The 12,842-nt window shown below is 42.5% G+C and carries 11 protein-coding genes; 5 read left to right on the top strand and 6 right to left on the bottom strand.

From position 1 onward, the window contains the following. Window positions 1-97: 97 nt before the first annotated feature. Entirely contained in the window at window positions 98-664 is a 567-nt protein-coding gene (locus ACFG4S_RS22490; protein ID WP_392531213.1) for a Uma2 family endonuclease, read from the top strand. A 60-nt stretch (window positions 665-724) separates the two neighbouring features. Here the strand turns inward: ACFG4S_RS22490 and ACFG4S_RS22485 are convergent, their stop codons facing one another. From ACFG4S_RS22485 to ACFG4S_RS22475, 3 genes are all read right to left on the bottom strand, one after another. After that, complete coding sequence (locus ACFG4S_RS22485) at window positions 725-1,006, bottom strand: hypothetical protein (protein ID WP_392531212.1); 282 nt, start codon at window positions 1,004-1,006, stop codon at window positions 725-727. A gap of 97 nt (window positions 1,007-1,103) precedes the next feature. Beyond that, on the bottom strand, window positions 1,104-2,150 hold the full coding sequence (locus ACFG4S_RS22480; RefSeq protein ID WP_392531211.1) for an ABC transporter permease: 1,047 nt from the start codon (window positions 2,148-2,150) through the stop codon (window positions 1,104-1,106). A gap of 56 nt (window positions 2,151-2,206) precedes the next feature. After that, the gene (locus ACFG4S_RS22475) at window positions 2,207-2,725 is read right to left on the bottom strand and encodes an adenine phosphoribosyltransferase (protein ID WP_392531210.1); all 519 of its coding nucleotides are present in this window, start codon (window positions 2,723-2,725) and stop codon (window positions 2,207-2,209) included. Window positions 2,726-3,147: 422 nt separating this feature from the next. Between ACFG4S_RS22475 and ACFG4S_RS22470 the strand changes: the two genes are divergently transcribed. After that, window positions 3,148-3,774, top strand: coding sequence for a DUF3038 domain-containing protein (locus tag ACFG4S_RS22470; protein ID WP_392531209.1), 627 nt, complete (start codon window positions 3,148-3,150; stop codon window positions 3,772-3,774). Further along, the gene (locus ACFG4S_RS22465; RefSeq protein WP_392531208.1) at window positions 3,771-5,222 is read left to right on the top strand and encodes a DUF4335 domain-containing protein; all 1,452 of its coding nucleotides are present in this window, start codon (window positions 3,771-3,773) and stop codon (window positions 5,220-5,222) included. Before ACFG4S_RS22470 ends, ACFG4S_RS22465 begins: the two co-directional genes overlap by 4 nt. Window positions 5,223-5,601: 379 nt before the next feature. Here ACFG4S_RS22465 and ACFG4S_RS22460 read toward each other — a convergent pair whose 3' ends face one another. Next, window positions 5,602-7,869 (bottom strand): transglycosylase domain-containing protein, encoded by a 2,268-nt coding sequence (locus tag ACFG4S_RS22460; RefSeq protein ID WP_392531207.1) that lies wholly within the window; start codon window positions 7,867-7,869, stop codon window positions 5,602-5,604. Between the two features lie 428 nt (window positions 7,870-8,297). On the opposite strand from ACFG4S_RS22460, the gene ACFG4S_RS22455 reads away from it, so the two are divergent. Further along, a complete protein-coding gene (locus tag ACFG4S_RS22455; RefSeq protein ID WP_392531206.1) occupies window positions 8,298-8,978 on the top strand; it encodes a hypothetical protein in 681 nt (226 codons plus the stop codon). A gap of 435 nt (window positions 8,979-9,413) precedes the next feature. Here the strand turns inward: ACFG4S_RS22455 and lspA are convergent, their stop codons facing one another. Further along, a complete protein-coding gene (lspA, locus tag ACFG4S_RS22450) occupies window positions 9,414-9,890 on the bottom strand; it encodes a signal peptidase II (RefSeq protein ID WP_392531205.1) in 477 nt (158 codons plus the stop codon). 92 nt (window positions 9,891-9,982) lie between these two features. Continuing rightward, on the bottom strand, window positions 9,983-10,570 hold the full coding sequence (locus ACFG4S_RS22445; protein WP_392531204.1) for a biotin transporter BioY: 588 nt from the start codon (window positions 10,568-10,570) through the stop codon (window positions 9,983-9,985). Between the two features lie 1,055 nt (window positions 10,571-11,625). On the opposite strand from ACFG4S_RS22445, the gene pstS reads away from it, so the two are divergent. Further along, window positions 11,626-12,807, top strand: a complete 1,182-nt coding sequence (pstS, locus tag ACFG4S_RS22440; protein WP_392531203.1) for a phosphate ABC transporter substrate-binding protein PstS — start codon at window positions 11,626-11,628, stop codon at window positions 12,805-12,807. Window positions 12,808-12,842 lie beyond the last annotated feature (35 nt).

Raw genomic sequence — 12,842 nt, 5'->3', positions numbered from 1 at the left:
AACTCTTAACTCCTAACTCAGCACTCCTAACACCCCATGCCCAATGCCCATTGCTCACCGGGTTTAAAATAGGTAAATACCTTAACAAAAGTAATTTATGAACCAGCCGACATCTGAGAGAGTGCGCTGGACTACCGCCGACTTAGAATTGTTTCCAGATAACGGAAACCGCTATGAGATTATTGACGGAGAGTTGTTTGTGACCAGAGCGCCTCACTGGAATCATCAAAAAACTTGTGTCAGAATTATTACTCCGTTGGATACTTGGTCACAAGCTACTTCATTGGGACAGGTAGTACCTGCTCCAGGAATCATTTTTGGCGATAATGATAATGTGATTCCTGATGTCGTCTGGGCTAGCAATGAGAGATTGCCCCTACTTTTAGATGAAGCGGGGCATTTGACTGGTGCGCCGGAACTAGTGATAGAGGTGCTATCTGCTGGGAGTGAGAACGAAAAACGGGATAGGGAACTTAAACTAAAGCTTTACTCAGCAAGAGGTGTTAGAGAATATTGGATTGTCGATTGGCGTAAGCAACAAGTGGAAGTATATCGACGCGAACACGGGAGTTTAAAGTTAGTTGCTACGTTGTTCAATGGTGATGAATTGAGTTCACCTATATTGCCTAATTTTAGTTGCGCCATCGCACCTTTATTTAGTTAAGAAATTGTCTCAGGCAGAGGCGCAGAGAAGAGCGCCAAAAGAAGGATGCAAAACTGATTTTTAATTATGTTGTAAAAACTCGATTTTGGGCAATAAGGGGTCAGTTACAATACCCACACCACTAAAACCCCAACGTTTGAGCAAGCTTCCCAACTGTGTACGCGCAATAGATTCCACAGCAAAGCGATTTGCTAGGTCTCCTGCGTGAGTGTTGAGATAGCTAAGGGCATCAAAGTTTTCCTGGAATAGCAATAAATAACCTGATGTTTCGGCGTCAGGGCGGGCTATGAGATAATTACCATCAGTTTTTGAGCGCACCAAGTAATAGACTTCGGACAGCATGGAGATGAGGGGTGGAGGGGCAAAGGAGCGGAGGGGCAGAAGATTAAAAATTAAATTCTTTACCTATTCCCCATACCTAATGACTAATGACTAATGACTAATTGAGATTTTCTAAACGAATGCGTGGATCGGCTGCTTTAAGCATTAAGTCGGCGATTAAATTACCAATTATTAATAGGACGGCGCCCATTACTAAGCTTGCCATTAATAAATATAAATCTTGAGATTGTAAAGCTTGTAAGGTTAATCTGCCTAAACCAGGCCAGTTGAAGTAAAATTCGGCGATGAATGCACCGTTTAATAAACCAGCTAATTCAAAACCCAATAAGGTAATTAAGGGATTTATAGCATTGCGGAGAGCGTGAACGTAGATGACGCGGTTTTCTGGTAATCCTTTGGCGCGGGCTGTTTGAATGTAATCTTGACGGAGAACATCGAGTAATTCGCCGCGAGTGATGCGTTGTAAACCAGCAAAACTAGTAATTGATAGTGCGATGGTGGGTAAAATCATGTGCCAGCCAATATCAAGGATTTTGCCAAACCAAGTCAGTTCCGAGTTATTTATGCCAGTCATACTACCCACTGGGAAAAATGGTGAAGTGATTTGGGCTAAAACTAGCAGCGCTAGGGAGGTGATGAAACTGGGAAACCCTTGTCCAGCATAGCTAACTACTTGTAAAATCCGGTCAGTTAGCTTATTTTGCTGGACAGCAGCAAGTATACCTAAAGGAATAGCGATCGCCCATGTGGCAATTAAAGACGCGATCGCTAATAGCAAAGTCGCTGGAACTCTTTCCCACAATAGTGATACTACTGAGCGTTGATAAGGAAAACTCGTCCCAAAATCCCCCTTTGTCAAGATTCGCCACAGCCATAGTCTAAATTGCTCTGGCCAAGACTTATCCAAGCCAAACTGCTGTGTGATTTCCTTAATTCTGTCTCCAGATATTTTCGGGTTTTGCCGTAGTGTATCTACATAATCACCGGGAGCAAGTTGAATAATAAAAAACGACAACGCTGATGCTAAAAACAAAGTCAGCAGTGCTTGCAATAGCCGCTTGACCACATAAACAAAAGTTTCGCTTGTAACTAGCCTGATTAGCCAATCCCAACTTGTTTCCAAAGAAATTCTCGTGGATGTCATTTGTTTTTTGTTTGTCCTTTTTCATTTGCTAATGACTAATGAGCAATGACTAATGACTAATATTCAATTAGGGAGATAATTGGCACATCCGGTAGATGTTTACGTCCTTCTAAATCCCGTAGCTCGATAATAAACCCAAACCCCACTAATTCGCAGCCAATTTTCTGCACTAACTTTGCTGTTGCACTTGCAGTACCACCAGTGGCAATCAAATCGTCCACAATTAAAATTCGGCTATCTTGGTGTAAACCGTCTTGATGGACTTCTAGGCAGTCTGTACCATACTCTAGTTCATACTCAATTGAGTGAACTGCTGCTGGTAACTTACCTTTTTTGCGAACGGGAATAAAACCAGCTCCTAGTTTATAAGCCAGAGGTGAGCCAAAAATGAATCCTCTCGACTCTATACCGATGACATAATCTACGGTAATTTCAGCTTGACTACATTTTTGTGTTAAAAAGTCAATAGTATAGCGCAGTCCTTCTGGATCGCGCAGGAGCGTAGTAATATCCCGAAATAAAATTCCGGGCTTGGGAAAATCTGGGATGTCACGAACGAGAGACTTCAAATCCATAAGATGGGAATTGGGGATTGGGGATTGGGGATTGGGGATTAGGAAAACTTAGGAGTCGAAAGTGAGGAGTTATGAATTTAAATTCCTGGCTATCCTAGTCCCCAGTCCCCAATTCAAGATACCTGAAAAATCGTACACTATAATGTCATACGCTGGGCAGAGAGGCTGAGGGTTAACCTTTGATTGACGATAATTAGAATTTAAATCAAGCTAGAAAAGGTATTGCAGTAAATAAATGAGGTGAATTAGGTTATGTTTTAAAACTTTGAATTCAATATAGGGAATCCTTTGAGTAGAAAGAGCTAAATAATGTATATATCAGGTAGTCATACTATTGCCACAAGCCTAATGTTCAAGTCTTGGCTACCTATCTTAAATTTGTTTTACCTAGTCTGTCGTCAGCGCACAAGGTATTTTATAGAATGAATGTCTCTGCAAGTTTAACGCCGTTCAAAAGCCCAACTCAAGACTCACTGCCAATGATTCTGGACACTTTACCAGATCCTGCGATCGCCGGACAAACATGCCCACGAAGAACCAGGTTGCAAATTGACCTAATTTTACTCGCAATTGAAGCTTTAGAGCTTGGTGGTTCTGAAGCAATCTTGTCTTTTGCCCAAGAGTTGGATCTTAAAGGGATTGTTAAAGATAGGGTGAATTTATGGCGGATGCGTAGCTCTAATCCACTACGAAGAGCGCACATGCGCCGTCCTCTAACTATTATGGAAGCAAAAGCTTTGGTAGTTATTGCTTGTTACATAGCCCGTCGTTTAACTGTTGTGATCCGTCAGTTATTAATGATCTGTCAACAAATGGAAGAAAAACAGATCCCACTAGAACAGAATTTGCGGCTATCTAATTACCTAGAGCGATTTAGAGTGCATTTTAAGAGCCGGATGAATTCCCGACGTTCTGGTGTACTTGCATTAACTTCCGATCAAAAATTAGATGAACTAGCGATAAATTTGTTAGGACAATTACTATTTTGTACTGGTACAGCTGGAATGCAGCGATTCTGGATTAGTCTTTTTGACGGTGAAGTAGAATGAATATTCAACGTAAGTACAGTCTACCTAATTGTACACTTCTTTTAGAAGGGTTAAGTGATGTTACTAAGGTTGCACAGTTCCAAGAACTGCGCCCAGAATTATCTATATTGGTAAATGCAGAATGCTATTTATCTGGATATAATCAACCCTTAACGGGAGGGCGGGAGTTTTTTGAAAGTTTGGTGAGGGCCGTTAGTGGCTATGCCCAAGAGTTTTTAAGTAGTGTACCCAATCCCCAAGCACACAACCAGGAATCGGAGCTAGTAGAATTTCAGAAAATTGATAGCAACCGACACAGGCTAATCATACATTCAGAAGGTGCGCCAGAGGGTTTCGAGTCTCACTCTAAGAATTCCAAACGTCCGCCAATTGAAATAGATTTAAATACGGTGCAGTTGTTTGATTTGGTGGAAGCCGTAGATCAGTTTTTTGCTGATAGCCAAACTTTACCAGAACTTTCCTTAGAACTACAACCAGTTACCAGACGTTATGGCGGTGCTAGTCAGGCTTTAATCAGGCAGTCAGTTCCGGCTGCTGTGGGAGTATCAAGTTTAGCAGTTGCAGCGATCGCTTTTAACTTTATTCCACCTCCCCAAATCCATCCACCGCAGCCCAAGCCAGAGGAGCAAAGTAGCTCGACAACAAAGAGCCTCACTCCTTCAGCATCAGCGGCTCCAACTTCCACATCGGCTGCAACGCCCATAGTTGCTGAAACTCCTACATCGACGCCTACAACTAATGCCAAGCCAGCAGTTAAAGATTTAGAAACACTTTTAAATACAGTTCCGGAAATTACCGATCCATCGCAACTGCGTTCATTAAATCGCCAAGTTTATAACCAAATTCATCCAGCTTGGAATAAGCGCTCAGGATTAGAGCAGGATTTGATCTATCGTCTAGGTGTAGCTGCGGATGGAGCGATCGTTGGTTATAAGGCAGTCAATAAAGAAGCTAATCAAGGAGTAGGGCAAACTCCTCTGCCTAACTTACTTTACAATCCAGCTAACCGCGCTCCTATTTCCAATGAACCCATCGCGCAATTTCGAGTCGTATTTACTACACAAGGCGTACTACAAGTTAGTCCTTGGCGCGGATATGCGAGAACGCCAGAGGTATTAGGTACAAAAATTACTGACTCTAAGATAGTCAAAGGTTTAAATCAAAAACTTTATAATACAGTTCGTCAAGCTTGGAGTGGCACCCCCACCTTTACGCGAGATTTGAAATATCGGGTAGCAGTCAACAAAGATGGTGTGATTGCTGACTATGAACCACTCAACCAAGTCGCCTTTGATTATTTCCGGGAAACACCACTTCCCAATATATTCAATGCTATCCACGGTTCTAATGTAGCAGCCCCCAGTAACAAAGAACCTCTTGCCCATTTTCAACTAATATTCCAGCCTAATGGCAAATTAGAAGTCACTCCTTGGCAGGGATATCAGTAATTGGGGACTGGGGAACTTGTACTGAGTGAATTCGAAGTATGGGGAGATGAGGAGGATGAGGGAGATGAGGGGGATAAACAAAACTCCTAACTCCTAACTCCTAACTCAGCACTCACCACTCCTGAGGGGCATGGAGAAGAGAATTAAGTTGCTGCTATTCCCAATTCTCTATTCCTTATTCCGGGGTATGAGTATAATCGGAAGAGAAAACCGAGTTAAGCTAAAAGCCTTATTTAGATAAAGATTCTCCTGATAACCTTAAGTGCTTCTGTTAACAATTCTGGTGGTAAAGTTTCTATTTCTTGGATTAATAATTCTTTGCTAGTCATCTTCTACCTCTAATCATATAGTCCCCACTCCCCACTCCCCACTCCCAAATTCACCTTGTAACCCGCCGCATATAATTTCCCCATAACTGAGCGGCTTGAGCGCTGCTACCAGATGTGGGGGAATTGTTATCGTTTCCCAGCCAAACACCAGTTACAAGTCGCCGACTGGGTATAAAACCGATAAACCATAAGTCAACGTTTTTATCAGTCGTGCCTGTTTTACCCGCTTCCCCTAGTCCCAAGGCAGCACTTCGACCAGTACCTCTGGTGATGACACCGCGCATTAAACTTGTCATTTCATCAGCGACACCATTTGATAAAACTCGTTTGTTGGCGTCTGGATCTTGGTCGAAGGAGTAAATTACACGGCAAGTTTTTAGATCGTTGCGATCGCGGCAATCGCCACTGTCTAAAATACGACTAATGGCATGGGGAGGATTCCACACCCCACGATTGCTAAGAGCGCCAAAAGCACCAGTCATTTCCAAAACATTTACCACACTTTGACCCAGTACCAAGCCAGGAACTGGATCGAGGGGGGACTTTACCCCCAAACGCTGGGCCATGGCCACTACTTTATCTAGCCCAATTTCTTTGGCAACTCCCAAGGCAATAGGGTTTTCTGAAAGAGCTAGCCCTGTAGCAATATCTAAACTGCCGGCACTCGAACGACAAGGTTTGTAGGTGAAGCCTTGCCAAGTTAAAGGAGCGCAGGAATAATTTTTAGATGGTGAAATCCCTTGTTGGATTGCGGCAGTGTAAGTGAAGATTTTGAACGTGGAACCTGGTTGTCTTTTAGCTTGAGTTACACGATTGAACTGACTTTTTTTGTAATCAGTCCCGCCTACCATTGCCAGGATACTACCAGTACTAGAGTCAAGGGTGACTACTCCGCCTTGAGAAAAGTTAAAAGATCCACCACTATTATTGACCGAATTACGCAATGCTGCTTCTGCTTGGCTTTGAAAGGTTGGATCGAGCTGGGTTTCAATGATATAGTTCCCTTCTCTTGCTGCTCCCTCCCCTAAAATTGATTCCAACTCAGAGAAAACATAATTGTAAAAATAAGGAGCAATGGTTTTGGCTTGCTGTTCGCAAACTTTTGGACTAATTTGGACGGTGGAACGTCTGGCTCGATTCGCATCTTCTGCTTTGATTTTGCCCATCTCCAGCAACCGTTTAATTACGCGATTGCGGTATTCAGCGGCTTCGAGCTTATTTGGTCCATTCCCACAAAAATCGAAAGCGTTGGGGGCTGGTAAAATTCCCACCAATGTTGCAGCTTCTGCCAAACTTAAATCTTTAGCTGGCTTTTCAAAGTAATACTTCGCTGCATCCTCAAAGCCAGAGGTGTCCCCGCCCAAAAACACCCGATTTAAATACATCAGCAAAATTTCATCTTTGCTGTAAAAGGTTTCTAGCTTCAGGGCAACAATTGCCTCACGTAATTTACGTCCCAGACTATCTTGTCTACCTACATACTCACGGAACAAACTACGGGCAACTTGCTGGGTAACAGTGCTGGCTCCTTGTTGCACATCTCCACTGCGGCTATTGATCAACACGGCTCGCAAAATTCCTAATGGGTCAACCCCAAAGTGCCAATAATAACGGCTATCTTCTGAAGCTACCACGGCCGCAGGTAAATAAGGGCCAAATTCGTCTAATCGCTTCATATCCACGTGCGAGGTAGTCCGAGGCTCTCTCAGGGGAGTGCTTCCATCACGCGCGTAAACCACAACTGGAGCGCGTGTAGCTGTAGGTAGGGGTCTGACGGAAAATTTTAGCCATTCGACACCAATTACTAACGCTAACAAACCAGTGACACCGCCGATACCATAACCTGTCCAAGTTGCGGCTTTCACATACCACGGTGGTGGGTCAACGTATTGCAATCGCACAGAAGCAGCAAGTTCTGGTGGTCCCAAGGTGAAAATATCACCGTGACGTAGTTCTAGGGAATTGACACGACGCTTGCCACGATAAATGCCATTGGTGGAGTTTTCGTCTTTGATGATGAAAACTGGTGTGCGTTGAGTCGAATTCCGCGATAACGACAGATGAATTTGGCTGACAACAGGGTTACGGATGACGATATCGCAGGATTTGGAGCTACGACCTAGCATATAGCGATCGCCCAACAGTGGATAGACCTCTGCTTTATCCGCCCCCGCATCTTGCACCCAGAGTTCCGGTACCTTGGCATTAGGCTTGAGCGCCAATTTTGAGAAATCGACCCTAGCTTGAATCGTATGTACTGCTTGAGTCAGTTGACCTAGTAACGTTTGTGGCTTGTGAGGGGGTTGGGGAGAACTCATCGGCTATTCACATCACACTTTTGAGTGAAGAATTCAGGTGAATTACAATTAGGTGCTAATCTTTCATCATTTTACTCATAAGCCAAAGGATAAATTGGCTATATGATTTTTTGGATTCATCTTATACTTAAATATATTTGATGACTAGAAGTAAGTTGTGATTTTTATCGCTCTTTTACAAAAACATAATTTTTTATCCATTCCTTCAGATGCTTATTTTATCTACTTTTACTATTGCAATAACTAGAAACAGTATTTTTTAGTTGTATTATTCAACACTACTACTCCATAAACAAGAGATTTATTTTTTACCGCTTTTACATATCCATATATTTTGAAACAAACCTAAATATCTTCATTTAGGAAGATTTTCTAAATTCTATTGTCTGTTTTAATAGTGCGAGTGTTCCGTTGAGGTTAATTTCAGAATGATGGGAAAATCTCTGACCCTGATTGGTACAGCTCTATCTTTGGCACTTACCACTAATATTGCTGTAGCCGAATCCAGTAAATCCCCCATAGCGCAATCCAGTAGCGACTCATCCACTAGTTCACCAACGGAAATCAAGATGTCGCCAGAAGGAATGAAAATTCTGTGCGAGTATTTCCCCCTTAACTCACGCTGTCCTGGTGGTACAGCAGCCAATCCTGGCGCTCCTGGTGGCACTACAGTTCCAGCAGAAACCACGCCATCGAGTACCACGACTCCTGATAGCACAACCACACCAAGCGTCACCCCACCTGAATCTGGCACTCCTAGCAATATAACTCCAGCACCAGGAACCATGACTCCTCCCGGATCTGGCGCTCCTAGCAATATAACTCCAGCACCAGGAACCATGACTCCTCCCGGATCTGGCGCTCCTAGTAATATAACTCCAGCACCAGGAAGCGTTACCCCACCTGAATCTGGCACTCCTGGCAGTCCTACTGCACCAGGAAGCGTTACCCCACCTGAACCAGGCGCTCCTAGTAATATAACTCCAGCACCAGGAAGTGTTACCCCACCTGAGTCTGGCACTCCTGGCAGTACTACTGAACCAACTCCTAGTTCTCCTAGTTCAACTCCTGGCTCTGCTTCACCAACTACTCCTAGTACTGGTAATTAAATTCAAAGCTGAGGTATAATTTCAATACCATTTTGTTCAGCGATCGCCGTGTATCTTGACATCCTACACCATTTATGATAGTGATGTAGGATAAAAATCTAAATGACTCAAACACAATAGATCGAGTCTTGGCATATGTGACTGAGAAACTGTTTGAGTAATTAATAGCCTGGGATTCATCATCCCAGGCTTAATAGTTTTTAAGTCCTTAAGAGGCTACGCTGGGGATTGGGGAAGGGGGCACAGAGAATAGACCTCTTGCAAAAGTGCTTTTTGCAAGAGGTGGGTTTGGGGAAAAGGTTAAAGGGGAAGGTGGGGTCCCAAGAAGGGGATAAGGGGCGGGGGAAAATACAAAACCTTTCCCCCTTTCCCCTTCCCCTTTTCCCGACTTCTGCAAGAAGTCTAATAACAAATGCCCAATACCCTATGCCTTTTTCACTGCGGCCTACCAGTAGAACTGGGTGTTTTTTGGAAAGAGGCAATTACCAGACAAACAATACCGATACTAATAAATGAATCTGCCACATTAAATACAGCAAAATTAATCAGACGAAAATCTAGAAAATCAACGACATAGCCTAAAACAAAGCGATCGATACCATTGCCCATAGCTCCACCTAAAATAAAGCCATAGCCTAGCTGATCCCACAGATTTAACATTGGGCCAAACAACGCCAGTGCTATCAAAACTAAACTTACTCCTAGAGATAACCAACGCAACCACTCTACTTTCCCACTTAATAAACTAAAAGCCGCACCCGTGTTAGTAACATAGGTGAGGTGAAATACCCCAGGTAATAGCGGTAGTGTTTGATCCAACCTGAAGGTTTGTACCACCCAGTATTTTGTTATTTGGTCTAGGAAAAAAGCTATGAAGCCACCAATCCAGAAAAGGCGATTTTTTAAACGCATGGCGAATTAGTCATTGGTCATTGGTCATTGGTCAGTAGTCATTGGTCATTAGTCATTAGTTTTTGACGAATGACAAAGGACAAATGACAATGCTAATAAAACATTAAGTGACGCAATACATATGCTATTACAGTCACGGCACAGACTACAGCTAGCTGCCCTGGTAGTGCAAACCACGAGTATCTAAGAATTGCTTGCATCAAAGGTAGATTTTCTAAACCTTTCCACTGAAAAAGATAGCTAATAATCAAATAAGTAATACCGCATATGTGGAGAGTTAACAAGCCACAGACGCAACTAAAGCCTAAAGTTTCTAGTCGAGGTCTAGCTTTAAAGGCGAAAAATCCACAAATCCAAGCTCCAGGAATAAAGCCTAATAGATAGCCAAACTGAGATAACTTCACATAACCAATACCGCCGCCATCGGCAAATACTGGTAATAAGGTTAAACCCATAACCAAGTAAGCAATTTGTGAGAGCGCACCAGCATTTTTGCCCCCTAAACAACCCACCAGCAATACTGCGCCAATTTGAAAAGTGACACCTAAAGAAAAAGTCTGAATTCCGTGCTGACTCCAACTCCAAGGTGAGGTGATGCCATAAGCTTCTAAGAAGGTGCCACCCATTGTCAGGAGTAAGCCAATCATAGACCATAGTAATTGATTGGAAGCAGCAAACATTTATCAGCTAACCAGGGAAAGGCAAAAGAGAAAACCAATAGCAACCAGTATATTAGACCTCTTGCAAAAGTGCTTTTTGCAAGAGGTGGGTTTGGGGAAAAGGTTAAAGGGGAAGCAATACTTTTCGGTTAAACCCAATAATCTCTCTTTTGGTCTGGGGAAAGGTTAAAGGGTAATGGGGAAAGGGAAATTCAAACCCTTTCCCTTTCCCCTTTCCCCCAAAACCCGAAAAGTATTGAAAGGGGAAGGGGAAAATACAAAACCTTTCCCCCTTTCCCCCGCCCCTTATCCCCTTCTTGGGACCCCACCTTCCCCTTTTCCCGACTTCTGCAAGAAGTCTATTCATTAATATTGAAATTAAATCTCTGCTGACACTTTCAGAACTAGCATATTTTCTTTTGCCTTTTTGGGATGTAATTTTTTAGTTCTCCAAATTAGCTTACGTATCTATCTGTCTGATTTACTTGAACAATGTGTGGTCTGATTCTGGATTTTTATCTGGCAGCTGGTAAAATTACTATCAGTCAATTTAGTATTTATACTGTTTCCTCGTCCGTCTCTTTCAGTCAGATTTCAAGTATTTGAGATAATTTAATGAATCAGTTTTGTTTAGCGATCGCTCCACCTAATTTTCCATAGATATGGAATCTATTGTTTATCTGACTCTGTTTTCTCATGTCACTGAATTTATTTAATTCATTACCTTTAGGTTTGCTCGGGCTAGGATGTGCAAACATCTCGCCTAAATAAATTTACAAGCTTCCTACTATACCATATATCTTGATTTATTTATATTTTTTTCATGGTTTCTTCAACAAGCTATCCTAGTAATCAAGTTTTCTAAATGTATAAAATTAAAAAAAATAGTCTTATCTAGTAAGACAAAAAGGAATAGATGTATCAAATTTATCAAGGATAATGAGAAACAAGCATTTACTCTTTATCGAAAAAAAACATATATTTTTCACTTTGTTAACCTATTGTTTACCTAAACCTTGTCCTTTTAGAAGTATGTTAGAATCGCTCACCTGGAAAGTTCCTAAAAATTAATAGCAATGCTTTCACGTATTGGTGTAACAAAAACTTATCGCATCACAGGTTTAATTTCAGTGTTAGCACTGACAATCAGCCTATCTGCTTGTGGCGGACAGCAAACCTCAGATAATACAACCACTAAGGAAACTCCTTCTGGTACAGCTACAGATACTACTGCTTCTAGCCCAGCCAAACTAGATCTTGGTGGAAATGTCAAGTTAAGCGGTGCTGGTGCGACTTTCCCTGCACCACTTTATGATACATGGTTCACAGATTTGAACAAAAAATATCCAAATCTGCAAGTTGACTATGCGTCAGTTGGTAGCGGTGCTGGAGTTGAGCAATTTATCAAAGGCACTGTAGATTTTGGTGCCAGCGATGTTGCCATGAAGGATGAAGAAATTAAAAAGGTTCCAGCGGAGAAGGGTGTTGTTTTACTACCCGTGACTGCTGGTAGCATCGTACTGGCTTATAATTTGCCAGATGTTGCAGAACTAAAGCTGCCACGGGCAGTTTATGCTGACATTTTATTAGGCAAAATCAAGTCTTGGGATGACGCCCAAATTGCCAAGGCTAACCCAGGCGCAAAGCTTCCTAAACAGCCAATCACAGTTGTTTATCGTTCTGATGGTAGCGGAACCACAGGTGTGTTCACAAAACACCTTAGTGCTATCAGCCCCGAATGGAAGACCAAGGTTGGCGATGGTAAAACTGTTAATTGGCCTACCGGAGTTGGTGCTAAGGGAAATGAGGGTGTTACTGCCCAAATTCAACAAACTCAAGGTTCTATTGGTTATGTCGAGTACGGCTATGCCAAACAAAACAGTCTCAAGTTTGCTGCCCTAGAAAACAAAGGCGGTAAATTTATTGTACCTAGTGAAGAATCAGCCTCCAAAACTCTAGAATCAGTAACTCTACCAGCAGACCTCCGGGCTTTTATTTCCGACCCAGAAGGAGCTGATTCCTATCCCATCGTTACTTACACCTGGATTTTGGCTTATAAGAAATATCCTGATGCGGCAAAAGCCAAGGCTGTGGAAGCTGCGATCGAATACGCTTTAACTGATGGTCAGAAACAGGCTACTGCACTAGGGTATATTCCTTTACCCCAAAACGTCATTACAAAGGTTGCTGCTGCTGCCGATGAAATTAGTCCAGAGTATAAAATCTCTGTTGGCAGTGGTGCTAGTGCTACCAAATAGCTACAAACAAGTCAAAGGTAAACAGACTTGTACTT

It is taken from the genome of Nostoc sp. C117 (assembly GCF_043099735.1).
In the GTDB taxonomy this organism is placed as follows: domain Bacteria; phylum Cyanobacteriota; class Cyanobacteriia; order Cyanobacteriales; family Nostocaceae; genus Nostoc.
This window is presented reverse-complemented; position numbering and strand designations above follow the sequence as displayed.